The organism is Aureimonas frigidaquae, assembly GCF_001463905.1.
Taxonomy (GTDB): Bacteria; Pseudomonadota; Alphaproteobacteria; order Rhizobiales; family Rhizobiaceae; genus Aureimonas; species Aureimonas frigidaquae.
The window spans coordinates 491,839-516,527 of sequence record NZ_BBWR01000002.1 but is presented as its reverse complement, the minus strand read 5'-3'; the positions used below and the strand labels follow the sequence as shown (position 1 = coordinate 516,527).

The 24,689-nt window shown below is 65.8% G+C and carries 21 protein-coding genes; 6 read left to right on the top strand and 15 right to left on the bottom strand.

Annotated elements, in window-relative coordinates; all coding sequences use genetic code 11:
* Positions 1-2: 2 nt before the first annotated feature.
* The 4 genes from AUL30_RS02380 to AUL30_RS02365 form a co-directional block, all read right to left on the bottom strand.
* Complete coding sequence (locus tag AUL30_RS02380; protein WP_083507620.1) at positions 3-932, bottom strand: SurA N-terminal domain-containing protein; 930 nt, start codon at positions 930-932, stop codon at positions 3-5.
* A gap of 105 nt (positions 933-1,037) precedes the next feature.
* Complete coding sequence (locus tag AUL30_RS02375; RefSeq protein WP_244490677.1) at positions 1,038-3,434, bottom strand: LPS-assembly protein LptD; 2,397 nt, start codon at positions 3,432-3,434, stop codon at positions 1,038-1,040.
* 52 nt (positions 3,435-3,486) lie between these two features.
* Positions 3,487-4,569: an LPS export ABC transporter permease LptG gene (gene lptG, locus AUL30_RS02370; RefSeq protein ID WP_062226218.1), complete on the bottom strand. Its 1,083-nt coding sequence runs from the start codon at positions 4,567-4,569 to the stop codon at positions 3,487-3,489.
* Positions 4,566-5,756 carry an LptF/LptG family permease gene (locus tag AUL30_RS02365; RefSeq protein WP_062226217.1) on the bottom strand — a complete coding sequence of 397 codons (1,191 nt, stop codon included), beginning with the start codon at positions 5,754-5,756 and terminating at the stop codon, positions 4,566-4,568. Before AUL30_RS02365 ends, lptG begins: the two co-directional genes overlap by 4 nt.
* 242 nt (positions 5,757-5,998) lie before the next feature.
* Between AUL30_RS02365 and AUL30_RS02360 the strand changes: the two genes are divergently transcribed.
* Together AUL30_RS02360 and AUL30_RS02355 are read left to right on the top strand one after the other, a co-directional pair.
* Positions 5,999-7,492, top strand: a complete 1,494-nt coding sequence (locus tag AUL30_RS02360; protein ID WP_062226216.1) for a leucyl aminopeptidase — start codon at positions 5,999-6,001, stop codon at positions 7,490-7,492.
* 7 nt (positions 7,493-7,499) lie between these two features.
* Positions 7,500-7,952 (top strand): DNA polymerase III subunit chi, encoded by a 453-nt coding sequence (locus tag AUL30_RS02355; protein WP_062226215.1) that lies wholly within the window; start codon positions 7,500-7,502, stop codon positions 7,950-7,952.
* Between the two features lie 43 nt (positions 7,953-7,995).
* Here AUL30_RS02355 and AUL30_RS02350 read toward each other — a convergent pair whose 3' ends face one another.
* Entirely contained in the window at positions 7,996-9,882 is a 1,887-nt protein-coding gene (locus AUL30_RS02350; RefSeq protein WP_062226214.1) for an ABC-F family ATP-binding cassette domain-containing protein, read from the bottom strand.
* A 110-nt stretch (positions 9,883-9,992) separates the two neighbouring features.
* Here AUL30_RS02350 and AUL30_RS02345 point away from each other — a divergent pair, with 110 nt between their 5' ends.
* Together AUL30_RS02345 and ndk are read left to right on the top strand one after the other, a co-directional pair.
* Positions 9,993-10,682: a glutathione S-transferase family protein gene (locus AUL30_RS02345; protein WP_062226213.1), complete on the top strand. Its 690-nt coding sequence runs from the start codon at positions 9,993-9,995 to the stop codon at positions 10,680-10,682.
* Between the two features lie 89 nt (positions 10,683-10,771).
* The gene (gene ndk, locus AUL30_RS02340; protein ID WP_062226212.1) at positions 10,772-11,194 is read left to right on the top strand and encodes a nucleoside-diphosphate kinase; all 423 of its coding nucleotides are present in this window, start codon (positions 10,772-10,774) and stop codon (positions 11,192-11,194) included.
* A 70-nt stretch (positions 11,195-11,264) separates the two neighbouring features.
* Here the strand turns inward: ndk and AUL30_RS02335 are convergent, their stop codons facing one another.
* The 4 genes from AUL30_RS02335 to uvrC form a co-directional block, all read right to left on the bottom strand.
* Positions 11,265-11,720, bottom strand: a complete 456-nt coding sequence (locus AUL30_RS02335; protein ID WP_062226211.1) for a molybdenum cofactor biosynthesis protein MoaE — start codon at positions 11,718-11,720, stop codon at positions 11,265-11,267.
* A 1-nt stretch (position 11,721) separates the two neighbouring features.
* On the bottom strand, positions 11,722-11,973 hold the full coding sequence (gene moaD / locus AUL30_RS02330; protein ID WP_062226210.1) for a molybdopterin converting factor subunit 1: 252 nt from the start codon (positions 11,971-11,973) through the stop codon (positions 11,722-11,724).
* A 26-nt stretch (positions 11,974-11,999) separates the two neighbouring features.
* A complete protein-coding gene (gene pgsA / locus AUL30_RS02325; protein ID WP_062226209.1) occupies positions 12,000-12,581 on the bottom strand; it encodes a CDP-diacylglycerol--glycerol-3-phosphate 3-phosphatidyltransferase in 582 nt (193 codons plus the stop codon).
* A 75-nt stretch (positions 12,582-12,656) separates the two neighbouring features.
* Positions 12,657-14,702, bottom strand: coding sequence for an excinuclease ABC subunit UvrC (uvrC, locus tag AUL30_RS02320; protein WP_062226208.1), 2,046 nt, complete (start codon positions 14,700-14,702; stop codon positions 12,657-12,659).
* 176 nt (positions 14,703-14,878) lie between these two features.
* Between uvrC and AUL30_RS02315 the strand changes: the two genes are divergently transcribed.
* Positions 14,879-15,526: an outer membrane protein gene (locus AUL30_RS02315; RefSeq protein WP_062226207.1), complete on the top strand. Its 648-nt coding sequence runs from the start codon at positions 14,879-14,881 to the stop codon at positions 15,524-15,526.
* Between the two features lie 4 nt (positions 15,527-15,530).
* Here AUL30_RS02315 and aat read toward each other — a convergent pair whose 3' ends face one another.
* The 5 genes from aat to AUL30_RS02290 form a co-directional block, all read right to left on the bottom strand.
* On the bottom strand, positions 15,531-16,208 hold the full coding sequence (gene aat / locus AUL30_RS02310) for a leucyl/phenylalanyl-tRNA--protein transferase (RefSeq protein WP_083507619.1): 678 nt from the start codon (positions 16,206-16,208) through the stop codon (positions 15,531-15,533).
* 4 nt (positions 16,209-16,212) lie between these two features.
* Positions 16,213-17,565, bottom strand: coding sequence for an acetyl-CoA carboxylase biotin carboxylase subunit (gene accC, locus AUL30_RS02305; RefSeq protein WP_062226206.1), 1,353 nt, complete (start codon positions 17,563-17,565; stop codon positions 16,213-16,215).
* 85 nt (positions 17,566-17,650) lie between these two features.
* Complete coding sequence (gene accB / locus AUL30_RS02300) at positions 17,651-18,139, bottom strand: acetyl-CoA carboxylase biotin carboxyl carrier protein (RefSeq protein ID WP_062226205.1); 489 nt, start codon at positions 18,137-18,139, stop codon at positions 17,651-17,653.
* Between the two features lie 89 nt (positions 18,140-18,228).
* Positions 18,229-18,984, bottom strand: a complete 756-nt coding sequence (locus tag AUL30_RS02295; RefSeq protein ID WP_062226204.1) for a DsbA family protein — start codon at positions 18,982-18,984, stop codon at positions 18,229-18,231.
* A 37-nt stretch (positions 18,985-19,021) separates the two neighbouring features.
* Positions 19,022-20,392: a M48 family metalloprotease gene (locus AUL30_RS02290; protein ID WP_083507618.1), complete on the bottom strand. Its 1,371-nt coding sequence runs from the start codon at positions 20,390-20,392 to the stop codon at positions 19,022-19,024.
* Positions 20,393-20,499: 107 nt separating this feature from the next.
* On the opposite strand from AUL30_RS02290, the gene AUL30_RS02285 reads away from it, so the two are divergent.
* Positions 20,500-21,672, top strand: a complete 1,173-nt coding sequence (locus AUL30_RS02285; RefSeq protein ID WP_062226203.1) for a pyridoxal phosphate-dependent aminotransferase — start codon at positions 20,500-20,502, stop codon at positions 21,670-21,672.
* Positions 21,673-21,802: 130 nt separating this feature from the next.
* On the opposite strand, the gene AUL30_RS02280 is transcribed toward AUL30_RS02285, so the two are convergent.
* A complete protein-coding gene (locus AUL30_RS02280; protein ID WP_062226202.1) occupies positions 21,803-24,532 on the bottom strand; it encodes an Rne/Rng family ribonuclease in 2,730 nt (909 codons plus the stop codon).
* Positions 24,533-24,689: the final 157 nt, after the last annotated feature.

Genomic DNA, 24,689 nt, shown 5'->3' with positions numbered 1-24,689 from the left:
GCTTAGCGCCGCACGATGGTGGCGGCGTCACGCAGCTTCTTCAGAAGCGCTGCGTCCGGCTCCTGGGAGCTGAGGCTTTCCAGATCCTTGGCCTGGTAGACGAGCTGTGCGGCATGATCGTCCGAGATCTTGCGCGTGTTGCAGACGGCGATGAACTCAACGCCGCGCTCGGTGACCTGCGGGCGCGTGGTGTTGCCGGCCGACAGGCGGGAAATCTCGTCCTTCCAGCGGGGCGGCAGCTCCGGCTGGGCGACACGGCCGAGATCACGCACCGTCACGTCGCGCAGGCCCTGCGCGAGCTGGAAGGTGTTGTCGCAGCCGCGGAAGCGCTGACGCATGTTGTTGGCTTCGGTCGTGCGCCGCTCCCGCGAGGCGCCCTGCGGCAGAACGAAGATGACCTGCTGCAGCGTGTATTCGGTGGTGGAGGGCTTCGCGCCGCCCTGCTGCAGCATGCGCTGCACGACGTCCTGCTCGCTCAGCCGCTCGGCCTGCTGCACGTTCATGCGAACGGCCTGGCCCCAACCCATCTGAACGCGGATGTAATCCTTGAACGCCTCTCCGCTGAAGCCGGCCTGACCGAAAAGCTGGCCAAGCTGCGCCAGGCTCAAGCCGTTCTGCTGCGCGAAGTTCGCATAGGCCTGGTCCACGGCTGCATCGGGAATATTGATGCCCCGGCGCCGGACCTCCTGCTTCTTCACGGCTTCGTCGATCAGCTCCTTGGTGGCGGCCTCCGCGGTGGCGGGGGCGCGGCGCAGCCGCAGGAAGGCCTGCCGAAGCTGGATCTGGTAGGAGGTGATCGCCTGACGATTGACGACGACCTTCACCTCGCTCGCTGCCTGCGCGGCCGGAGCGATGATCGGCACCGGGCCCAATGCGGCGAAGGTGGCCACGGAGGCGAGGGCCGCACTCACGAAAAGGCGCTTCATGCTCATCGACGTCTTGGGCTCCCGTTCATCCGTTCAGCCGGTGTTTTAACCACATCATGCCGTTTATCAAACAGCTTTGGCAAAAGAATGGTCAAGCCCCGGTTGCCGCGCTCAGTCGCCCAGATTGTAGTTGAAATCCGTTTCCACCAGGGTGCGCAGGCTCAGCGTCACCATCACCTTGCTCTCCGACGAGGTGAGCTGGTAGCGGCTGTCGGTGCTCTGATACTGGGCGATCAGGCTGAAGCACTCGTCGGCATAGCCGACGCCGAAGCTGCGCGAGATGATGGATTCGTTCTCGATGTCGTAGCCGATAGAGCCGAAGGCGCGGATGGAATCCGTCAGCCGGACATTGGCCGAGGTGGACACCTGCTGCCGGTCCACCGGCAGGCCGTAAATGGGCTGTGCGGCAATCTGCGAATAGGTGACCGATCCTCCGACACGGCCGGCACTGAAGGTGCTCGTCACGTCCATGCGCTTCAGGTCGAGGTCTTCCTCGTCGAAGCGGCCCTGGGCGCTCAGGGTGACGCCGAGCGGAACGGTCAGGGCAAGCCCTGTCACATAGTCGGAGCGGTCGGTTTCCAGGCCCGAATCATAGCCCACCAAAGCCAGGTTCTCGATGGCGTAGGGGTTGGTGCCGGCGAGGTGGAAGGACTGGCCGGCAACGGCGTTCACGAAATAGCCGGTGCCGAAGGTGCCCGAATATTGCACGCCGAGATTGGCCCGCGTACCGCCTTCGATCCGGTCATAGCCGGTGAACTTGTCGTGTGAAAACAGGTTCGCCGCACTGAAGACGAGCGTTTGCGCATCCTCGTTGGGGAGAATGCCGGCTTCCGCCGCGTCGGGACGCACCAGAAGCTGCGCGATGGGCTCGATCAGGTGGGAGGTGTTCTGCGTCTGGATCAGGTATGGGTAGCGCGCCTCGATGGCCGCCGTCGCCATGCCGCGCACGCCCGTCTTGTCGACCGAATAGGCGCCGAGGTCGGAATAGGTGGTGCCGTAGTCGAAGCCGTCCACGCCCATGTCGGCGCTGTAGACATCGCCCCGCAGCTTGCCCGACGGCGTCAGCACCAGGCCGCCATTGGTGATGAACTCGCGCGTCCAGCTCGCCTCTGTCGTGCCGCGGCTGTAATTGCCGGTCAGGATGTTGCGCCGGAACTCGTCCGTCCGGTAGGGAAAGCCTTCCGGGCTGCTGCAAATACCGTCGCTGTAGTTTCCCGGCTCGCACAGGAGCAGGGAGGCCGGGGAGCTGTCGTCGCGCCGGATATGCGTGACATTGGCGTTGAACTGCACCTGGCCGCCATAGACGGTATCTTCGGCGATATACTCGTAGTCCAGCGAGGGCAGCACATAGGGCTGCACTTCCTCGTTGAAGGTGTTCTGTGTCTGGACCTCGAACTTCTGCGCCCGCAGGTCGAAGAAGCTCTGCGTGCCGAGCCCTGTCAGGTAGACTTCCGACGAGCGATAGACCTCGTCGAAATTGGCGATATCGTAGGTGTTGGAGAAGTTGGGATCGGTCTGCAGGAGGGCATCCCAGCCGAAGGTCCAGTTCTCGTTAATGGCAAAACGGCCCGTCGTGCCGACCATGCCGCGCTGTTCGGGTGGAATGTCCGGCCGGAAGGTGACGCCGTCGGACCAGAAGTCGTCGAACTCCTCCGGGTTGTTCTGGGAGATGCCGGCCGCCTGCAGCGTGAAGTAGCCGTTCTCGAAGGCCTGCCGGTACTCGACCTCGCCGAGGAAGCCCTGCTTGGAATAATAGGTGCCCGCCACCGTGGCGTCGTAACTGTCCGACAGGGCCAGATAGTATGGCACGCGCAGGCCGAAGCCGGTCTTGTCAGACTGCTGGTAGGATGGCGCCAGGAAACCGCTGCGGCGTTTGACGGTCGGATCCGGCGTCGCGAAATAGGGCAGGTAGGCAAGCGGTGCGCCGAAGAGCTCGAAGCGCGCGCCGTAATAGCGGATCACCTGCTCCTGCTGGTCCCAGACGATGCGCCGCGCCTTGACCTGCCACAGTGGCGGCCGGTCCGGGTTCTTCTCGCAGGCCTCGCACGCCGTGTAGACGCCCCGTTCGAACGTCGTGACGGAATCACCCTCCCGCACCGCTTCTGCGGCGGCCAGGCGGGTGTTTTCGGGCGTTTCGATGCGCAGGGCACGGATGAAACCGTTGCCGAAATCGTCGGTGACATCGAGCGCATCGGCATAGATGCGGTTGCCGCCCGGCTCGACCAGTTCCACATCGCCCGCCGCCACCAGGCGCCGCAGGCGCTGGTCGTAGACGATCTGCCGGGCGACGAGCTTGTACTGGCCGTAATCGATCTGCACGCCACCGCTGGCGGTGACCGTCGCGGCGTCGCTGTCGTAGGAGACGGTATCGGCTTCCAGGAAGAGCTGATCGCTCTCGTTCACGTTCACGTTGACGCCGAGCCCGCCGAGGGATTCCTGCGCCATTGCCGAGCCGCCATGCGCCAGTATGGCGCACAGGGCCGCGCTTGCCAGCAAAACGCCGCTCAAGGTGGATCGTCCCCCGATCCCGCTGCGGCGCGAGGCCCCCCTCGCAATCATACTAACCATCCTCCTGATGGAGCAGGAATGTCGCCCCGAACAGTCCTGCTGCCACGACCGGGAACCACGCCGCCAGAACGGGCGATACCACGGAATTGCTGCCCAATGCCTGCGCAAGGAACGTGGCCACGTAGAGCACGAACCCGGCTGCGACACCACCGACGATGGCCGGTCCGGACTGCCCGAGGCGGGAGTAGCGGACCGCAACCGTGGCTGCAAGAAGCGTCATTGCCATGAATAGTGCAGGTTTTGCCAACAGTGTGTAAAGACGCATGGAAAAAGCGTCTGCATTATAGCCGAGCGAGCGGGCCACCTCGATCTTGGAGGGCAGCTCCCACACCGAGATCGTGTTCGGATCGGCAAGGCGCTGCTCGATATATTCCGGCAGAAGCGTCGTCGGCAGGCGGTAGGACGCCCGCTTTTCCGGCGGCTGGCCGATCACCGTCACGACCGGATCGGCCAGTTCCCAGGCGCCGTTGGTCAGGGTCGCGCGGGGTGCATCGATCCGCTCGCGCGCAACGCCGTCATCCGTCAGGACGAAGGCGGTGACACCGCCGAGCTCGATCCCGCCGGACGACACCGCCTTGGCGCCGAGGATCGAGCTGACCCCGTCTCCCGATTGCCGCAACCAGGGGGTGCGGTCGGCATTGTCGTCGGCGCGGTCGCCCGCAACGAGCGTCTCTATCTGCGCCGAATGCATCTGCGCAAGGCTGGCCAGCGGATTGTAGACCGTGGTCGCAAAGATGCCGAGCAGCAGCGAGCCGAAAAGGAACGGCGCCAGGATCTGCCAGATCGATATGCCGGCGGCCCGCGTCACCACCAGCTCCATGCGCCGGTTCAGGGATACGAGCGTGAAGATGGACGCGAACAGGATGACGAAGGGGAAGGCCTGTTCCAGAAAGGACGGGACGCGAAACGCCGAGATCGCGGCCAGCGTGCCGAAGCTGATATCGTCGAAGCGGCCCCGGCGGCTGAGCTCGATCAGGTCGACCAGATAGGCCAGGCCAAACACCATCATCAGCGTTCCGGCGACGCTTTTCAGATAGAGTTTCAGGAAATACCGGTTGAGCGTCATGCGGCTCATGCTGCGTGCCTTCCGGTGCGCCGGCGCTGCGGGAACAGGCGCGCGACGGCGGCCGCAAGCTGCTGCAGCCTGTCGGACACGCTGCGCACGAAGCGCGATTCCACGACATTCGTGTTGCGTGCCAGAAGCACGGCGCTCGTCACGATCGACAGGAAGGGCAGGCCGAAGACGAGCGGCGTGAAAGCCGGGTTCGCCTCCACGAGGGAAAGGGACACGAAGCCCAGCGCTTTCAGAACGAGCCCGCCGCCCAGCCCGATCAGCATGGCCGGCCCGGTTCCCTGGCGGTTGGTGCGCGGCGGGCCGGCGACCACCACCGCCCACAGCGCAAAGGCGATGGGATAGAGCCAGTCGCTCCAGCGCAGTGCCAGTTCCTCGATGAAGCGGTTGGGATGGGTCTGGTACAGGGGATCGCTCGGATCGGGATTGGCCAGGTCCCGGGTGCTGCGCTCGGACATGCGGATCCAGTCCCGCGCCGATACGGGCCGCAGATCCGCCAGGTCGAAGGCGTAGGTCTGGAACTCGATGACCGACAGCGCGTCATCGTTGGTCGTGCGGCGGTGCAACTGCCCGTTCTTCAGGACGAGGTAGGATTCGCCGCTCAGGTCGACGACATTGGCCTCCTGCGCGAAATAGGCGACGTCGAGCGCCGGGTCCCGCGTATCGGCCAGGAACAGGCCCTCGATCGTCGGGCCGCGCATATCCGCGACGCTGATAACCAGCCCGTCCTGCACCCGTTCGAACCGACCGGGCTGGAGGAAGAGCGAAATGGCGTTGGCGTTGATGGAGCGCACGCCATCCTGGAACGCCTTTGAGGCGGCCGGCCCGACAATGTTGGAGTTGAAGAGCACGAGGCCCGCCGCAACCGCGCCGATCAGAAGGATCGGCCGGGCGATCACATATTGCGAGGCGCCGGCGGCCGCCATGACGGAGCGCTCGGAATCGGTATTGAAGGCATTCAGGGCCTGGATCGCGCCGATCAGGATGGCGAAGGGCAGGACGCCGGCCGCAAGGTCCGGCATCAGCATCAGGGCGATCCACAGAATGTCCCCGACGGCGCCGAGCGTCGAGCGCACCAGATCCACGCGTTGGAGAACCTGGACAACCCAGACCACCAGCACGAGCGCGACCAGCGAGGCGGCGCTGAACAGGGCCGCGCGACGCAGGATATAGCGTTCCAGAATGTTCATCGCCCGTCCCTATATCCGCTTCCGTCGCGCCTGTGCAGGGGTCTCTCCAATGACATGCGCCGTTCGGGCGGTGGGTGGGCTCAACCTTAGATTGCGGGAGCTTGGCTAAAGAAGGGCAAAGGAACAAGCTTAACGAGCGCGCGGCGCGCGCCTCCCTTGCAATGGCCCGCGTCATTTCCAAGATAGGCGTTCACAGGGATCCGCCCTTCGCAGACTGATTCCCCATCCATAGGGAGCATTCCATGGCCCTCACGCCATCCGTCGCCTTTTCCGCGCCTTCCGTTCCGGTAGAGGGTGTCCTCGTCCTCCTGGTCGGCGAAGGCCTCGACGTCCCCGCCCATATGGCCGCCTCTTTCGGCGATCTCGTCACGCGCGCCGCAGGCGCTGCGAAGTTCAAGGGCAAGCTCCTGTCCTCGGCCGAAATCCTGTCGCCGGCGGACGGGGCCCTCGACAAGCTCGTTCTCCTCGGCATCAAGGGGCAGGAACCCCTGACGGAAGAAGACTGGCTCAAGCTCGGCGGAAGCATCGTCGCCCACAGCAAGGGCGCCTCGAGCGTGACCATCGCCGGCGCCTATGGCGCCCAGGAGGCGGCGTTGCTGGCACAGGGCGCGATCCTGCGCGCCTATGATTTCGATATCTACAAGAGCCGCAAACCCACGGAAGGCGAGCAGGCCGACGACAAGCCCAAGGATGCGCCGTCGACGCTGAGCTTCCAGCTGGACGCCGCCGATGCCGCCCGTGCCGCCTACGCGGTGGTGGAGCCGGTGGGTGAGGGCGTCGTCCTGGCGCGCAACCTGGTGAACGAGCCGGCCAACATCCTGACCACGGTCGAGTATGCCCGCCGTATCGAGGAACTGCGTGACTTCGGGCTCGAGGTCGAGATCCTCGACGAAGACGCCATGCGCGCTTTAAAGATGTTCGCGCTTCTGGGCGTGGCGCAGGGGTCGGATTCGCCCGCACGGATGGCGATCATCCGCTGGAACGGCGGTGCGGAGGGCGAGGCGCCGCTCGCCTTCGTGGGCAAGGGCGTCGTCTTCGACACGGGCGGCATCTCCATCAAGCCGGCGGCCGGAATGGAAGACATGAAGGGCGACATGGGCGGCTCGGCCGCCGTCGTCGGCCTGATGCGGGCGCTGGCCGGCCGCAAGGCGAAGGTCAACGCCGTCGGCGTGGTCGGGCTGGTGGAGAATGCCGTCGATGGCCGGGCGCAGCGCCCGGGCGATATCGTGCGCGCCATGTCCGGCACGACCATCGAGGTGCTGAACACCGACGCGGAGGGCCGCCTCGTCCTGGCCGACGCGCTCTGGTACACGCAGGACCGCTTCAAGCCGCAATTCATGGTCAACCTCGCCACCCTGACGGGCGCGATCATCGTGGCGCTCGGCAATCATTATGCCGGGCTCTTCGCCAATGACGATACGCTGGCGCAGCGCCTGTCCGCGGCCGGCGACGCCACCGGCGAGAAGGTGTGGCGCCTGCCGCTCGCCAAGGAATACGACAAGATGATCGAGGGCAAATTCGCCGATATCCGCAATATCGGCGGCGGTCGTGCGGCCGGGTCCATCACCGCCGCACAGTTCCTCAAGCGCTTCGTCAACGATGTTCCCTGGGCGCATCTGGACGTGGCGGGCACGGCGATGGGCTCGCCCTCCAACGAGTACAACCAGTCCTGGGCATCGGGCTTCGGCGTCCGTCTGCTGAACCGCCTCGTGGCGGACCATTACGAAGCGCGCTGAGCCCGCCATGGCCGAGGTGCTCTTCTATCATCTGACCGAAAGCCGGATGGAGGATGCGCTTCCCGATCTTCTCGAACGGTGCCTGGCGCGCGCCTGGCGCGTCGTGGTCCAGACCGCGACGGAAGAGCGCCGCAATGCACTGGACCAGCATCTCTGGGTCTTCCGCGACGATGCGTTCCTGCCGCATGGCTCGGACGCTGAAGGATCGGCTGCGCTGCAGCCGATCCTCATCACCATCGATCCGGCGCAGCGGGCCAACGACGCGCATGTGCGCTTCATGGTGGAGGGCGCAGTTCCGCAGGACCTCTCCCCCTATGAGCGCGGCGTCTATCTGTTCGACGGGCTGGACGAGGAGCAGCTATCGGCTGCGCGCGCGCGGTGGAAGGTGGAGAAGGCCGCCGGCCATATGGTGACCTACTGGCAGCAATCCGAAGACAGGCGTTGGGTGAAGAAGGCCTGACGGCTGGCCCGTGGGGTGAGACGGTCTGACGGCCGGCCGGGGGTCAGTCCGCCATCGCCGCCTCGTGCTCTTCGGTGAGCGCGAGCCATTCTTCCTCGGCCTTTTCCAGCGTGCGCGCGGCATGCGCCTTCTGCTTGCCGAGGTCGGCCGCCTTGGACGCCTCCCGCGTGTAGAGTGCGGGGTCGGCAAGCTGGGCGTCCAGCTCCGTGATCGTCTTTTGCAGGCGGGTCATCTGGATTTCGAGAGCCGAGATCTTCTTGCGCAGGGGCTTCAGGGCTTCGCGCTTTTCCGCGGCGCTGCGCCGTTGATCCGCCCGTGACTGGACGGGTTCCGCCACCTCGACCGCTTCGGTGCCCGACCCGCTCCGCCGCCCGGACAAGATCAGCTTCTTGTAATCCTCAAGATCGCCGTCATAGCGCGCGACGGTGCCGTCGCCGACCAGCCACAAACGGTCCATGGTTGCCTCGACCATATGCCGGTCATGGCTGATCAGGATGACCGCGCCGGGAAAGTCGTTGAGCGCGCGCACGAGGCTTTCGCGGGCTTCGATGTCCAGGTGGTTGGTGGGTTCGTCCAGGATCAGAAGGTTCGGCGCGTCGAGCGTGGCGAGGCCCATCAGGAGCCGCGCCTTTTCCCCGCCCGACAGCTTGTCGGCGACCGTATCCATCTTTTCGGTGCTGAGCCCCATGCGTGCCACGCGGGCCCGGACCTTGGCCTCCGGCGCCTGCGGCATGTGGCGCCGCACATGCTGGACGGCCGTCTCGTCGGGCCGCAGATCGTCGATCTGATGCTGCGCGAAGAAGGCGACCTTGAGCCCAGGGGCGCGGGTGATTTCCCCCGCCTGGGGCTGCAGCCGCTCGGCCAGGAGCTTGGCGAAGGTGGACTTGCCATTGCCGTTGGCGCCGAGCAGCGCGATGCGGTCGTCATGGTCGATGCGCAGGTTCAGGCCGCGCAGGATGGACCGGCTCTCATAGCCGACGGCGACGCCTTCCATTCGGATGATGGGCGATGCGAGGACCTTTTCCGGCGCCTCGAAGACGAAGGGCGTCACATGCTCTTCCAGAATGGCGGCGAGCGGCTGCATGCGCTCCAGCGCCTTCAGGCGGCTCTGGGCCTGGCGCGCCTTGCTCGCCTTGGCGCGGAAGCGCTCCACGAAGGCTTCCATATGCTTGCGCTCGGCCTGCTGCTTGACGATCTGCTTCTGCATCAGTTCGAGCTTCTCGGCCCGCTGACGCTCGAAGGAATCGTAGGAGCCGCGATAGAAGTTCAGCTTCTTCTGGTCCAGATGGATGATGGAATCGACCGCGTTGTTCAACACATCGCGGTCATGGCTGATGATGAGGACCGTATGCGGGTAGCGCGATACGAAGTTTTCCAGCCAGAGCGTGCCTTCGAGGTCCAGATAGTTGGTCGGCTCGTCCAGGAGCAGGAGATCGGGCCGGGCGAAAAGTACCGCCGCCAGGGCCACCCGCATGCGCCAGCCGCCCGAATAGGAGGCCACCGGCCGGGCCTGTGCGGCGGCGTCGAAGCCGAGCCCGTCCAGGATGGCGGCCGCCCGCGCCTCGGCCGAATGGCTGTCGATATCGGCCAGCCGCGTGTGGATTTCGGCGATCCGGTGCGGATCGCTCGCCGTCTCGGCCTCCGCCAGCAGCGCGACCCGCTCCAGATCGGCCTTCAGGACAACCTCGATCAGGCTGTCCTGCGTGCCGGGCGCTTCCTGCGCCACCTGTCCGATTCGGGTGTTGCGCGGGACGGAAACCTCTCCCGTCTCGGCCGCGAGGTCACCCGTGATGATGCGGAAGAGGGTGGACTTGCCCGTGCCGTTCCGCCCCACCAGGCCGGCCTTTGTCCCGGTCGGGATGGTCAGGCTGGCATGGTCGATGAGGAGCCGGCCGGCGACGCGCGCCGAAATATCGCTGATCTGAAGCATGACCGCTTTTGCCACGGGTCAGCCGGTGAAGAAAGGGGGCGGCCCCCCTGTCGGGACGGCCATGCCATGCTATGGCCATGGGCAACGGTCACCGTTCGAACGGCAGGCAGATGGACATCATTCTCTACGAACTCGTCGGGCACGACACGACACGCCCCTTTTCGCCCCATTGCTGGAAAATCCGCATGGCGCTGCGGCACAAGGGGCTGGCCTTCCGCACCGAAGCGGTGCCCTTCACCAAGGTGCGGCATGTGGAAGGCGGCTTCGACCGGACGGTGCCGGTGCTGCGGGACGGGCCGAACGTCGTTCAGGACAGCTTCGCCATAGCCGAATATCTGGAGGCGACCTATCCGGACGGCAAGCCGCTCTTCGGGAGCGAGGCAGGGCGCGGGGCGGCCCGCTTCGTGGAGTCCTGGTCGCAGCGGACGATCCATCCCTTCGTCACCTCCGTGGCGCTGATGGACATCTACACCCTCCTGGACGAGGCGGACCGGGAGCATTTCCGCAAGACGCGGGAGGCCTTCTTCGGCATGCCACTGGAAGAGATCGTCCACCGCGATCCCGAACATGTGGAGGCATTCTCCCGCGCGTTGCAGCCGCTGCGCGCCACGTTGAAGGCCCAGCCCTGGATCAGCGGCGCCGAGCCGGGCTTTGCCGACTATATCGTTTTCGGCGCGTTCCAGTGGTTGCGTGTCGTCTCCACCTTCCAGCCCCTTGCTCAGGACGATGCGATTATGGGCTGGTTCGGCCGGTGCCTCGACCTGCATGATGGGGAAGGGCGGAACGTTCCCGCCGCCTGATCCGCGGCGGCGGCGCTCTTGCCGCGCGCCGGACCAGGCTCTATAGAGCGGCATCTTTTCCGACTGATCCAAGGCATAAAGGACAATCCATGGCCATCGAGCGCACCTTCTCCATGATCAAGCCCGACGCGACCCGCCGCAACCTGACGGGTGCGATCACGCAGAAGCTGGAAGAGGCGGGCCTGCGCGTCGTCGCGTCCAAGCGCGTGTGGATGAGCCAGCGTGAGGCGGAAGGCTTCTACGCCGTCCACAAGGCGCGTCCCTTCTTCGGCGAGCTGGTCGAAGGCATGACGAGCGGCCCGACGGTCGTCCAGGTGCTGGAAGGCGAGAACGCGATCCTCAAGAACCGTGAGATCATGGGTGCCACCAATCCGGCCGACGCGGCCGAGGGCACGATCCGCAAGACCTTCGCCCTGTCGATCGGCGAAAACTCCGTGCATGGCTCCGACGCGCCGGAAACCGCCAAGCAGGAAATCGCCTACTGGTTCGCCGAGACCGAAATCGTCGGCTGACGTTCAGTCACCGCGTCACATCATTTAAGAGAGCCCCGCCGTCCGACGGCGGGGCTTTTCTATGCCCGGGTCACAGGCGGTGCCAGCGATCGGTCGCCGCGTCGTCCGTATCACGCGCGCTGACCCAGCCGCCGACGGTTCCGTCCTTGAGGTGTTCGCGCTTCCAGAAGGGCGCGCGCGTCTTCATGAAATCCATGATGAAGCCGGCCGCCTCGAAGGCCGCCTGGCGATGCGTCGATGCACAGGCGACGAAGACGATTTCCTCGCCCGGCAGGATGCGGCCGTAGCGATGGACGATCCGGCAGGCAAGAAGCGTCCAGCGGGCGCGCGCCTGTTCCAGGATTCGCTCGATCTCACGCTCGGCCATGCCGGGGTAGTGTTCGAGCTCCAGCGCCGACAGGCGCCCACCCTCGTCGCGGCAGAAGCCGGTGAAGGTGACGAGCGCGCCATGTGCCCCATCGCTGCCCAGGCCCTGTGTCTCTGCTGCCAAATCGATGCGGTCCGGCGTGACACTGACGCAGCTCATGTCAGCCGCCCGTCATGGGTGGAAAGAAGGCGACCTCGGTCACGCCCTGCAGCGGCGCATCCTGCCCCGCATGCTCCTGATCCAGCGCCACGCGCACGCGCTCCGGCGGATGCAGCGCATCGGCATAGTTGTCACCACGCGTCTTCAGCCAGCGGATGAGATCGTCCACCGTCTGAACGCCAGCCGGCAGGGCGACATCCTCGTCGCCAAGGCCGATCGTCTCGCGAATGGAGGCGAAGTAAGCGAGCTTCATGATGCGCCCTCCGGCGCACGGGGCTTTCAGCTGTCGATGTGCCGCAGCCCCGCGCGGAAATAATCATACCCGGTATAAAGGGTGATGATCGCCGCGATCCAGAGGAAGATGTTTCCGAGAAGGGTCGTGTAAGGGAAGATCACGTCGCCGGCCGGGCCGGCGAGCAGGAAGGAGATGGCGACCATCTGCGCGGCCGTCTTCCACTTGGCAAGCCGCGTCACCGGCACGCTGACCTTCAGGGCCGCGAGATATTCGCGCAGGCCGGAAACGAGGATTTCACGGCACAGGATGACGATGGCGGCCCAGATCGACCAGTCGGCGATGGTGCGGTCCGCGGTCAGCACGAGCAGCGCCGCGGCCACCAGGAGCTTGTCGGCGATCGGGTCGAGCATCCGGCCAATGGTGGAGGTCTGCTGCCAGGCCCGGGCAAGGTAACCGTCGAGCCAGTCGGTCAGGCTGGCCGCCACGAACAGGAAGACAGCCCACCAGCGGGCCGTGTCGGAGCCGTGCAACCGGCCTTCCACGAAGAAGCAGAGCACGACCAGCGGCACGGCGACGATGCGCGCATAGGTCAGGATGTTCGGCAGGTTGAGGGCCTTGGATGCCATAGATGCTTGTCCGGTTTCGCGCGTGTCCTTTGAACCGTCCGCAAGCCGCCACGTCAAGGCTCGCGGCAGCTCAAATCAGGACCCGTTGAAGTGATTGTAGACGAGGCGCGCCATCGCCTCGGAAATGCCCTCCACCTTGCGCAGGTCGTTCAGCGCGGCGCGCGATACGGCCTTTGCGGTGCCGAAATGGTGCAGGAGTGCACGCTTGCGGGCCGGGCCGATACCGGCGATCTCGTCCAGCGGATTGCGGACGAGTTCCTTGGACCGGCGGGCGCGGTGGGTGCCGATGGCAAACCGGTGGGCCTCGTCCCGCAGGCGCTGGACGAAGTAGAGGACCGGATCGCGCGGCGGCAGGGTGAAGGGCTCGCGCCCGGGGACAACGAAACGCTCCCGCCCGGCATCGCGGTCGACGCCCTTGGCAACGCCGATGGTCAGAACCTTGTCAGCGATGGACAGCTCCTCCAGAATCGCACGCACGGCGGCGATCTGTCCCTTGCCGCCATCGATGAGCACGAGATCGGGCCAGGCCGGCATTTCCGCGTCGCTGTCGGCGTCGGCGGCCGGCGCCACGGGGCCGGCTTCGCCATGCTCGCGGATCAGCCGCGCGAAGCGGCGGTTCATGACCTCGCGCATCATGCCGAAATCGTCGCCGGGCGTTATGTCCGTGCTGCGGATGTTGAACTTGCGGTACTGATTCTTGGCAAAACCCAGCGGCCCCGCCACGATCATCGCGCCCACGGCCTGGTTGCCCATAATGTGGGAGTTGTCGAAAACCTCGATCCGCCGCGGCGTCCAGGGCAGGGCGAAAGTCTCCTTCAAGCCTTCCAGAAGGCGGGTCTGCGTGGAGGTTTCGGCAAGCCGCCGCCCAAGGGCTTCCTTGGCATTGGCGCTCGCATGGGCCACGAGGTCCCGCTTTTCGCCGCGCGCCGGAACGCTGATGCGCACGCGGCGGCCGGCGCGGCTGGACAAGGCCTCGGACAGAAGCTCCTCTTCCTCGACCTCGATGGGAAGGAGGATCAGCGCTGCCGGTGGCTTGTCGTCATAGAACTGCGCCAGAAAGGCTGACAGCACCTCCGACGGTTCGATGCTGGGGTCGGCCTTCGGGAAGTAGGCGCGGTTGCCCCAGTTCTGGCCGGTCCGGAAGAAGAAGACCTGAATGCAGGTCAGGCCGCCTTCCTGATGCATGGCGAAGACATCGGCCTCGTCGACGCCCTGTGGGTTGATGCCCTGATGGCTCTGGATATGCGACAAAGCGGATAAGCGGTCGCGGTAGATGGCCGCGCGCTCGAAGTCGAGCTCGGCCGAGGCATCCTGCATGGCCTGCGCCAGGCTCTGCTTTACCTGGCTCGAGCGGCCCGACAGGAAGCCCTTGGCCTCCGCAACCAGGGTCGCATACTCGTCCAGCGGGATTTCGCGCGTGCAGGGGCCGGCACAGCGCTTGATCTGGTACAGGAGGCAGGGGCGGGTGCGCGTCTGGTAGACACTGTCCGTGCAGGTGCGCAGCAGGAAGGCGCGCTGCAGGGCGTTTACCGTCCGGCTGACTGCGCCGGCCGAGGCGAAGGGTCCGAAATAGTTGCCCTTGCGCGCGCGCGCGCCGCGATGCTTCAGGATGGGCGGCGCCTCGTGATCGGCCGGCACGAAAATATAGGGAAAGCTCTTGTCGTCGCGCAGAAGGACGTTGAAGCGCGGGCGCAGGCGCTTGATGAGGTTGGCTTCCAGAAGCAGGGCTTCCGTTTCCGTCCGCGTGGTGACGAACTCCATATGCGCCGTGGCGCGGATCATCCGGGCAATGCGGTTCGTATGGCCGCCCATCCGCGTATAGCTGGAGACGCGCTTCTTCAGGGAGCGCGCCTTGCCCACATAGAGAACCTCGTTGGCGCTGTCGAACATGCGGTAGACGCCCGGCGAATTGGGCAGCCGCCGCGCCAGCGCCGCGATCAGCTCTGCGCCGCGCAACGCCTGGTCGATTCCCCGCCCGGCATCGTCCCATTGGATCTGCGGTCGCGCGGAGGCGTCCTCGGACGGTTCCTCGGCGATCTCCTCCTCCGATTCCAGGTCGTCCTCGACCATGGGCTCGTCGTCGTCGGTCTTGGTCATGCGGGCATCGGGATGGGACGTCATGGGGCATCATATAAGCGTTGCGTCCGCCAAAAGCAGCCATCGGACGGCGCGCTGTCGGCATGGACGAGCTTTTCCGGAGAGTGTCGCTTTGCTGCAATTGGCAGCGACGGGCTGTCAGCATAACGATAGCCCGTGATCGAGCCTTGCGTGAGGCTTGCGTGGAGCATCGTCTGGTTATGATCCGGCTTGTTTCCCTGGCTATCGCCGCCTGCCTCGGACTGGGACCGGCCCTGGCTGCCGACCCGGCGCCCGCAGCGCCGGCCGATGCCCTGCCGGCACCCCAGAACCTGTATATCTGGACGGGGCCCTATGCCGGCGCCTTCGTCGGGTACAGCCGTGCCGATTTCGATGCGCCGGCCGGTGGCACGGTGCGCGGCGATGGGTTCATCGGCGGGATCTATGCGGGCTACAATCTGCAGACCGACCGCATCGTCTATGGCGTGGAGGGTGATGCAGGCCTGAGCGGCGCCGACGGTTCTGCGTCTGTGGGCTCCGGCGGCGCGCCGCTCGACGTTAGCGGCAACGCCTTCGGATCGATCCGCGCCCGCCTTGGCGTGACCTACGATCCGATCCTCCTGTTCGCGACCGGCGGCATCGCCGTGGCGAACAATGAGCTCTCGGTGCCCGGCGCCAGCGACAGCGCGACCCATGTCGGCTGGACGATCGGTGCGGGTGTCGAAGCGGCCTTGCGGGACAATGTGACCTCCCGCGTCGAGTATCGCTACACGGACTTCAACCGCCGTGATTACGATCTTGGCAATGTCACGATTTCCTCCGGCTATGACGAGCATTCGATCCGCGCCGGGGTCGCGTTGAAATTCTGATCCGTCAGGCTTGGTCTGCCGCCTGCCGCAGGCTGGCGATCACGCCGTCCGGCTCGGCCAGAGGCTCGGGATTGAATGTGGCGTCCTGCATCAGTGCAGCCTCCAGAAGGGCGCGATAGCGCCGCCGGGGAATTTCCACCGCGCCGAACTGCACCAGATGCGCGGTCAGGAACTGCGTATCCAGAAGCTGGTATCCCGAGCGGATCAGGCAGTTGCACAGATACAGAAGCGCCAGCTTGGACGCGTCGGTCCGCCGCGAGAACATGCTTTCACCAAAGAAGGCGCCGCCAAGGCTCACCCCATAGAGCCCTCCGACAAGCTCGCTCCCGTCCCAGGCTTCCACGCTGTGGGCATGGCCCATCCGGAAGAGGTCGAGATAGAGCGATCGGATCTGCGCGTTGATCCAGGTATCCATCCGCCCGGGGGCGGGTTCCGCGCAACCGTCGACGACCGCCGGGAAGGCCGTATCGAAGCGTATGTCGTAGGGCCGCGCCCGCAGCCGCCGCGCCAGGCGGCGCGGAACATGCACGTCCGACAGGGGAAGGATGCCGCGTTCGGTCGGGTCGATCCAGTGAATCCGCGGATCGTCCGCGGATTGCGCCATGGGGAATATGCCGTTGGCATAGGCTCGCAGGAGCAGCCGGGGCGTTATCGCAGGTTCGACGCCGCGGCCCCCCGGCATAGGGTCACGCCGTCTTGGACGGATCGGCCAGGAACTGCTCCAGCCAATGGATGTCGTAATTGCCGGCCTGGATGTCCGGCGTGTCGACGAGGCGCTGGAAGAGCGGCAGGGTCGTCTTGACGCCGTCCACGATGATTTCGTCCAGCGCCCGGCGCAGCCGCATCAGGCATTCCTGGCGGGTCCGGCCATGCACGATGAGCTTGCCGATGAGGCTGTCGTAGAAGGGCGGGATCGTATAGCCCTGATAGACGCCGGAATCGATCCGGATGCCGAGGCCGCCCGGCGCATGGTAGTAGCTGATCTGGCCGGGAGAGGGCGCGAAGGTCTGCGGATCCTCGGCGTTGATCCGGCATTCGATCGCATGGCCGAAGAAGGTGACCTGATCCTGCGTCAGGGACAGGCCCTGGCCGGACGCGACGCGGATCTGCTCGTGGACGAGGTCCAGCCCGGTGATCGCCTCGGTGACGGGGTGCTCCACCTGCAGGCGGGTGTTCATTTCGATGAAATAGAACTCGCCATTCTCGTACAGGAACTCGATCGTCCCGGCGCCGCGATACTTCATCTTGCGCATGGCATCGGCGCAGATTTCGCCGATCCGCTCGCGCTGCTCGTCGGTCAGGGCCGGCGAACGGGCCTCTTCCCAGACCTTCTGGTGCCGGCGCTGGAGCGAGCAGTCGCGCTCGCCCAGATGGATCGCATTGCCTTCGCCATCACCGAAGACCTGGATTTCGATGTGGCGGGGCTTGCCGAGGTATTTCTCGATATAGACCGAATCGTCACCGAAGGCCGCGGCGGCTTCGGAGCGGGCGGTGGCGAGCGCCAGCGGCAGGTCCTCCGCCGTATGGGCCACCTTCATGCCGCGCCCGCCGCCGCCGGCCGAAGCCTTGACGAGGACGGGGTAGCCGATATCGGCCGCAATGCGCATGGCTTCGGCATCTTCCGTCACCGCGCCGGGCGAGCCCGGGACGACGGGAATGCCGAGCGCCTGCGCGGTCCGCTTGGCTTCGATCTTGTCACCCATGGTGCGGATATCGCTGGCGCGCGGACCGATGAAGGTGATGTTGTGCGCTTCCAGAATGTCGGCGAAGCGGGCATTCTCGGACAGGAAGCCATAGCCCGGATGGACCGCATCCGCGCCCGAAATCTCGCAGGCTGCCAGGATCTGCGGGATGTTCAGGTAGCTGTCACGGGCCGGCGGCGGGCCGATGCAGACGCTTTCGTCCGCCAGGCGCACATGCATGGCCGCATTGTCGGCCGTGGAATGAACGGCCACCGTGGGGATGCCGAGTTCCTTGCAGGCGCGCAGGACACGAAGGGCGATCTCTCCGCGATTGGCGATGAGGACCTTGTTGAACATAAAAACCTTTCCGCCGATTTCCGGTCGAAAGCCCCGGTCGGGCCTGGCGTCGGGCCGGGCCTCGGCCCGGCCGGTGCGGCGTGCCTCAGCCGATGACGACGAGCGCTTCGCCGTACTCGACCGGCTGTCCGTTCTCTACGCAGATGCGCTTGACCGTTCCGGCGCGCGGAGCGGGGATCTGGTTCATGGTCTTCATGGCTTCGATGATCAGGAGCGTCTCGCCCTCCTTCACGCTCTGGCCGACTTCCACGAAGTTCTTGGCACCCGGCGCCGACGCCAGGTAGACGGTGCCGACCATGGGCGAGGGGACGGAGCCGGCTTCCGGGCCCGCCGCAGCGGGAGCCGCGGGAGCAGCGGACGGAACACCGGCGGGAACCGGCTGGGGAGCGTATTGCGGCGCCATTTGCGGCATGGCCGTAATGTAGTTGCCGCCGCCGGCAAATTCCTTCTGACGCGACACGCGGATACGCAGCTCGCCCTGTTCGACTTCGATTTCGGTCAGGTCGGTATCTTTCAGAATATCGGCCAGTTCACGAACGAGAGACCGGTCCACGACGTTGTCTTCCTTCGACATTTCTTATCCTTGCGAGCCCGTGCGTTGCGTTGCAGCCGTATAGAGCATTGCGCCGCCGGAAAAAAGTGTGCGGGTCAAATCTTGCGGGATCAGGAACAGCTGGCGCTGCCGCAATCGCGCATGTTGGCGATGCGGGCCGCCAGCGCGTCAGCACCGACCGCCCCCGGAACCATTTCGTCACCGATCACATAGGAGGGGGTTCCGGAGATCTGGAGCGCCATGGCCAGTTGCGCGGCCGAATCGAGTTCGGCCTCGATGGCCGGGTCGGCCATGGCGGCGCGCAAAGCCTTTTCGTCGGCGCCGAGTTCCTTGGCGACGGTGATGGCGCGCGCCTCGTCGGCCGTCGACCGGGACATCAGGAGTTGCGACTGGAAGGCGCCATACTGCGTCGGATGCAGGTTGCGGAAGGCAAGGCTCACCTTGCTGGCCGCAACCGATTCCGGCCCCAGGACCGGGATCTCGTGCAAGACGACGCGCAAGTTGGGATCGCTCTCCAGAAGGGCATTCATGTCGGCATGGGCACGTTTGCAGTAGCCGCAATTGTAATCGAAGAACTCGACCAGCGTCACGTCGCCCTCCGGATTGCCGAGCGTGGCGCCCTCCGGCGCCGCATACAGCGTATCCTTGGCCCCTGCGATCGCCACCTTTTGCTGGTCGCGCGTCTGGGCAGCCCGTTTGCTTTCCAGCGCGGCCATCGCCTCCAGGAGGACTTCCGGATTGGCCACGAGGTACTCGCGCACCGTGTTCCAGATCTCCTTCTTCTGCGTGTCGGAGAACTCCTGCGCGTGCGCCGGGGCGGATGCGAGAAGCGCCAGGGCGGTGGCGGTCACGAGACGTTTCTTCAAATGCGTGGTCCTTTAAACCCGTGGCGCCGTGCGCCGGTCAGCGCGTGGCGATGATGTCCTGTGCCTGTTGCCATTGCGGCGTGCCGGGACGCAACTTCTGCTGTGCCCGCGCCGCGAAGACCTTGGCCTCCCGGAAGTTCCCGGCCTGCCAGTAACCTTCAGCCGTGGCAAGCTCGGCGGCGCCTACATCGCCCGTCTGGCCGTAGGCCATGGCGAGGAAGCGATAGGCATTGTAGTTGTTCGGCTCCACGTCGAGGCCCTTCCGGATCTCGGTGATGGCCTGCTTCATGACGGACGGATCCCCCGTCGTCACGAGCGCCTGCCCGATGGATGCCTGAAGCAGGCCGGAACGCCCCGGCGCCAGTTCCGCCGCCTTGCGGAAACTGGCGGCGGCTTCACGGCCGCGGCCCGCCTCCATCAGGATCTCGCCACGGACTTCATGGAACCACGGATTGCGCGGGCTGGCCTGGATCAGTCGGTCGATCTTGCCCAGCGCGCCGGAGGGCGCGCCGGAAAGCTGCGTGGAAATGGCATCTCCGTACTGGGCAGGCTGGCTGTGCAGATCGCGCCCGAAGGTCTGCCGCACGAGGGTGGCTCCGCCGTTATAGGCGGCGATCTTGGCGCGGGCCAGATCGTGGCGAAGCTGCAGCTCGGGCGGATCCTTGCGGTCGAAGTAAGGGCTTTCACGCGCCGCCGTCTGCAGGAAGCCGATGCGGTCCTGCGGCGCTGGATGGGAGGACAGGTACCGGTCGGTGCCGCGCCCGGAGAGCATGTTGTTGCGCAGGAGCCCCTCGAAACTGTCCAAAAGGCCCTTGGGTGACTGGCCCGTCTTGCGCAGATAGGTCAGCGCGGAGCGATCGGCGGTGATCTCCTCCGTCCGCTGATAGGACATGAGGCCGCGCCGTGCGATGCCGCCGCCGCTCATCATGACGCCCGCACCAAGGCCCGCCGCCTCCCGCGAGCTGCCGGCCGCGCCCGCCACCGCCACGCCGGCACCCAGCAGCCCGGCAACGATGGCGATCACCTGCGCGCGGGCGAGCTGGTCGCGCAAGCGCTCCTGGTGCCCGCCAGCCAGATGGCCGATCTCATGCGCAATCACGCCGACGGTTTCGTTGGGCGTTTCGGAGTTCAGGATCGTGCCCGTATTGATGAAGATGCGGCGGCCGGCCACGAAGGCGTTGAACGACAGATCGTTCACGAGCACGATCTCGACCCGGTTTGAGGGCACGCCGGCCGCCTTCAGGAGCGGTTCGGCATAGTCACGGATCAGGTCCTCTATCTGCGCATCACGCACCACGGGCAATCTGGACCGCTGCTGCGCCTCGGCGGCGAGGGGCATCAGCCCCGTCGCAAATGCGCAGCCCACCACGACGAGGTTACGCGCAAAGCGGCCGAAAATGCGTTTCATGCTAAATCTGGCCCCCACAATGCGATTCGCTCATTCCGCCGGCTTCGTCTACCGGGCGTCAGCTTGACAGACCGGTCATGATGTTCCGGCCATTATGAGGCTTTTTGATGCAAGTACCACCGCCGTTGACACCGTCCGCGCGTTCCGACGTGGCGCCCTTCCGGGCCATGGACGTCCTGTCGCAGGCCAACCGGCTCAAGGCGGCAGGCGCGCCGATCATCTCCCTGGCGGTCGGGCAGCCTTCATCGCCGGCCTCCACGGCCTCGCTTGCTGCAGCACGCCAGATGCTTCAGCACGGCGTGGTCTCTTACACGGACGCCATGGGCATCGCCCCCCTGCGGGAGCGCATCGCTTCACATTATCGGGAAAGCTACGGCGTCAGCGTCGCACCATCGCGCATCATGGTGACGACGGGATCGTCGGCCGGATTCAACCTCGTCTTCCTGGCCGCTTTCGATCCCGGTGCGCGCGTGGCCATTGCCGCGCCGGGCTACCCGGCCTACCGCAACATCATGAGGGCGCTGGGACTGGTACCTGTGGAAATTGCGACCGGCCCGCAGGACGGTTACATTCTGACCGCCGACCGACTGGCTCATGAGCACCGGCGGCAGAAGCTGGACGGCGTTCTGATCGCCAGCCCGGCCAATCCGACCGGCACGGTCACGCCCCGGGCCGAACTGCAGGCGCTGGTGGAGTTCAGCGACCGGGAGGGGATCACCTTCATCTCGGACGAGATTTATCATGGCCTCGTCTATGGTGAGCCGGCGGCCACCGCACTGGACTTTTCCGACCGGCCGGTGATCGTCAACTCCTTCTCCAAATATTACTGCATGACGGGATGGCGCGTCGGCTGGCTCGTCTTGCCGGATGCGCTGGCGCGCGCCGCCGAGCGCATTAGCCAGAGCCTTTATATCTCGGCGCCGGAAGTGTCGCAGGTGGCTGCGGAAGCCGCCTTCGATGCACGGGCAGAGCTGGATGCGGTGCGCCGCGTCTACGAGCACAATCGTGCCTTGATGATCGACCGGCTGCCGCGCCTCGGTTTCTCCGGCATCGCCCCGATTGACGGCGCCTTCTACGCCTATGCCTCCCTTCCGGCCGGCTGGACGTCATCCACTGGCTTCGTCGAGGCGCTTCTGAACGAGGCCCATGTCGCGGTGACGCCGGGCCTGGACTTCGATCTGGCGCAAGGGGACCATACGGTCCGCCTGTCCTATGCCGGCTCGACAGCCAGCGTCGCCGACGCGCTGAACCGGCTGGAAGGCTTCCTCAACGCCCGCTGAGCCGACGGGCCGAAATCCTTGGGACCAAATCTAGGGACTGCCGGTCGTGGAATGCAGCCTTGAATAGAGAAGGCCGCCGCTCCTTCCAGGAACGGCGGCCTTTGCATTGAAGCGCTGTGGCGCTCAAAGCTTAGAAGAAGCTGCGGCGTGCCCACCAGCCCGTGCGCTTGGGCTTGGCGTCGTCCGATCCGTCATCGCCATTGCTGGTGATCACAGGCTCGGCCGGAACCTGTTTGATCGGCTCGGCCGTCTCAGCCGCCGCCGGCGCTGCGTCGGCCACTTGCGCTTGCGGCTCTTCGCTCGGTTCCGGGGCGGGGTCCGCGGACGGTGCCGGCTCGTCCGTGCGGACGGCATCGTCGTTCGCCGCGGTCACGGGCGTCGGAGCCTCGACCGGCTCGGACTGTGCGGCCGGCTCTTCCGCAATGGCATCCGGCGCTTCGTCCGTCACCACCGCGTCCGCTGCCTGCGAATCCGCATCCGCATCCACACCGTTCTCGGACACGGCACCCTCGCGGGAACGACGGCCGCCGCGGCGGCCACGGCGCCGGCGCTTGCGATCCTGCCCGGCCTCGTCACCCTCGGCATCCTCGCCGGGCGTCGCGACCTTGACCGGCTCTGCGTCCGATCCGTCGAGCGTGTCGTCATCGTCCGGGGAATCATCCTCGGAGGAGTCGTCCTCTGCGGTGCCCTGTGCGCGATGGCCATTGCCATTCTCGCCATCGCCGCGCCGCCGCCGGCGGCGGCGCTTGCGGCGGCGGGGTTCCTCGTTGCCGTCCCGCTCCGTCGTCGTGGCGCTGACCGGCGCGTCGGATACGTCCGTCTCCTCCGGCTCTGCCGCGACGTCGATCTCGTCTTCCGGCTCGACGCTCTGGGGCTGGACCGGCTCGGCCACGATCTTGCGCGGCGCTTCGGCCCCGTTCTCGATGGCGACGTGCTGGTGGCCATGGCCGTCATCGGCCTGGATGGTGATGCGCAGCCCGTGGGTGCGCTCCATCTCGTCCAGGGAATGGCGCTTCTCGTTCAGGATGTAGAGCGCCGTGCTGGTCGGAACCTTCACGACCAGGTTGTGCGTACCCTGCTTGAGCAAATGCTCCTCGATGGTGCGCAGCACATGCAGCGCGAGCGAGGACGCCGAGCGGATATAGCCCATGCCGCTGCAGGTCGGGCAGGTCTGCGTGGTGGATTCCAGCACGCTGGCGCGGATGCGCTGACGGCTCATTTCCATCAGGCCGAAATGCGAGATGCTGCCGAGCTGGATGCGGGCGCGGTCGTCCTTGAGGCAATCCTTCAGGCGCTTCTCGACGGCGCGGATGTTCCGCTTCTCTTCCATGTCGATGAAGTCGATGACGATCAGTCCCGCAAGGTCGCGCAGGCGGAGCTGGCGCGCCACTTCCTCCGCGGCCTCCAGATTGGTCTGAAGAGCCGTATCCTCGACCGAATGTTCACGCGTCGAGCGGCCGGAGTTCACGTCGATCGCCACCAGCGCTTCGGTCTGGTTGATGATGATGTAGCCGCCGGATTTAAGCGTGACGTTGGGCTGCAGCATCTTGTCGAGCTGCGCCTCGATTCCCTGCCGCGCGAAGATGGGCGTGGGGTCCTGGTACCGCTGGACCACCTTCGCCTGGCTCGGCATGAGCATCCGCATGAAGTCCTTGGCCTCGCGGTAGCCGGCTTCGCCGGCCACGAGAACCTGGTCGATATCCTTGTTGTAAAGGTCGCGGATCGATCGCTTGATCAGGCTCCCTTCCTCGTAGACGAGCGCCGGCGCCGTCGAGGAAAGGGTCAGCGTGCGCACGTTTTCCCACAGGCGCATCAGGTATTCGTAGTCGCGCTTGACCTCGGCCTTGGTGCGGTTGGCGCCGGCCGTACGCAGGATGATCCCCATGCCGCGCGGCACGTCCAGATCGCGCACCACGTCCTTGAGGCGCTTGCGGTCGGTCACGCTGGTGATCTTGCGGGAAATGCCGCCGCCGCGCGCCGTGTTGGGCATCAGGACGGAGTAGCGGCCGGCCAGCGACAGGTAGGTGGTCAGCGCAGCGCCCTTGTTGCCGCGCTCTTCCTTGACGACCTGCACCAGGAGAATCTGGCGGCGCTTGATGACTTCCTGAATCTTGTACTGCTTGCGCGAGGTGCGCTGATGGCGCTCGGGCACCTCCTCCAGCGCGTCCTCGGATCCGATCTGCTCGACGCTGGAAGCCGAATCATCCTCTACCAGGACGTCGATATCGCCCGTCACGGGCGCTTCGGGCACTTCGCCTTCGGCCGCTTCGGCGCCCTCGGGGTCGGCGGTAAGCGCCTCGTCCGTGGGCTCGGCGGGTGCGACGGGCGCGTCCGCATCGGCATCGGCCTTCTTGCGGGTCGTGCGGCGCCGACGGGCCGGGGCCTTCTTCGGCTTGTCTTCCGTATCCTGGGCGGCGGCCTCTCCATCACCGGCGGCCGCTTCCGCGCCGACGGGCTCGGAGACGCTTTCGCCTTCGTCCGCGTCGGCCGCCTGGGCGGACTTGCGGCTGCGGCGGGCGCGTGCGGGCTTGGCATCGGCCTTCGGCTCGTCCGCATCGTCATCCTCGGATGCGCGGGCGAGTTCTTCTTCGATCAGGGCCTGACGGTCGGCGACGGGGATCTGGTAGTAATCAGGATGGATTTCGCTGAAGGCCAGGAAGCCGTGGCGGTTGCCGCCATATTCGACGAAGGCGGCCTGGAGCGATGGTTCGACCCGGGTGACCTTGGCGAGGTAGATGTTCCCCTTGATCTGCTTCTTGTGCTCGGATTCGAAATCGAATTCCTCGATCCGGTTACCGCGTACGACGACGACGCGCGTCTCTTCCGGGTGGGACGCGTCGATCAACATTTTGTTGGGCATGGAGTGTGCTTTCCCGGGCGAAAGCCGCGCGATCTCCGGCGCATGGCACCGTTGGGGAGATCCTTCTGCGGGGGCCCGAAAAGGCCGCGGTCTTGGCGTTCAAGGCTGCATCGACAGGAATGCGCCGCCGTGGGGGCGTGCCATGTTCCGTCGAGTA

Coding starts and splice junctions, on each gene's coding strand:
- AUL30_RS02365 (WP_062226217.1), bottom strand. CDS start 5,756: ATGAACATTCTGGAACGCTATATCCTGCGTCGCGCGGCCCTGTTCAGC.
- AUL30_RS02345 (WP_062226213.1), top strand. CDS start 9,993: ATGGACATCATTCTCTACGAACTCGTCGGGCACGACACGACACGCCCC.
- AUL30_RS02350 (WP_062226214.1), bottom strand. CDS start 9,882: ATGCTTCAGATCAGCGATATTTCGGCGCGCGTCGCCGGCCGGCTCCTC.
- uvrC (WP_062226208.1), bottom strand. CDS start 14,702: ATGACGTCCCATCCCGATGCCCGCATGACCAAGACCGACGACGACGAG.
- accB (WP_062226205.1), bottom strand. CDS start 18,139: ATGTCGAAGGAAGACAACGTCGTGGACCGGTCTCTCGTTCGTGAACTG.
- AUL30_RS02315 (WP_062226207.1), top strand. CDS start 14,879: ATGATCCGGCTTGTTTCCCTGGCTATCGCCGCCTGCCTCGGACTGGGA.
- pgsA (WP_062226209.1), bottom strand. CDS start 12,581: ATGGCATCCAAGGCCCTCAACCTGCCGAACATCCTGACCTATGCGCGC.
- AUL30_RS02280 (WP_062226202.1), bottom strand. CDS start 24,532: ATGCCCAACAAAATGTTGATCGACGCGTCCCACCCGGAAGAGACGCGC.
- accC (WP_062226206.1), bottom strand. CDS start 17,565: ATGTTCAACAAGGTCCTCATCGCCAATCGCGGAGAGATCGCCCTTCGT.
- AUL30_RS02360 (WP_062226216.1), top strand. CDS start 5,999: ATGGCCCTCACGCCATCCGTCGCCTTTTCCGCGCCTTCCGTTCCGGTA.
- moaD (WP_062226210.1), bottom strand. CDS start 11,973: ATGAAGCTCGCTTACTTCGCCTCCATTCGCGAGACGATCGGCCTTGGC.
- AUL30_RS02335 (WP_062226211.1), bottom strand. CDS start 11,720: ATGAGCTGCGTCAGTGTCACGCCGGACCGCATCGATTTGGCAGCAGAG.
- AUL30_RS02285 (WP_062226203.1), top strand. CDS start 20,500: ATGCAAGTACCACCGCCGTTGACACCGTCCGCGCGTTCCGACGTGGCG.
- AUL30_RS02290 (WP_083507618.1), bottom strand. CDS start 20,392: ATGAAACGCATTTTCGGCCGCTTTGCGCGTAACCTCGTCGTGGTGGGC.
- lptG (WP_062226218.1), bottom strand. CDS start 4,569: ATGAGCCGCATGACGCTCAACCGGTATTTCCTGAAACTCTATCTGAAA.
- ndk (WP_062226212.1), top strand. CDS start 10,772: ATGGCCATCGAGCGCACCTTCTCCATGATCAAGCCCGACGCGACCCGC.
- AUL30_RS02380 (WP_083507620.1), bottom strand. CDS start 932: ATGAGCATGAAGCGCCTTTTCGTGAGTGCGGCCCTCGCCTCCGTGGCC.
- aat (WP_083507619.1), bottom strand. CDS start 16,208: ATGCCGGGGGGCCGCGGCGTCGAACCTGCGATAACGCCCCGGCTGCTC.
- AUL30_RS02355 (WP_062226215.1), top strand. CDS start 7,500: ATGGCCGAGGTGCTCTTCTATCATCTGACCGAAAGCCGGATGGAGGAT.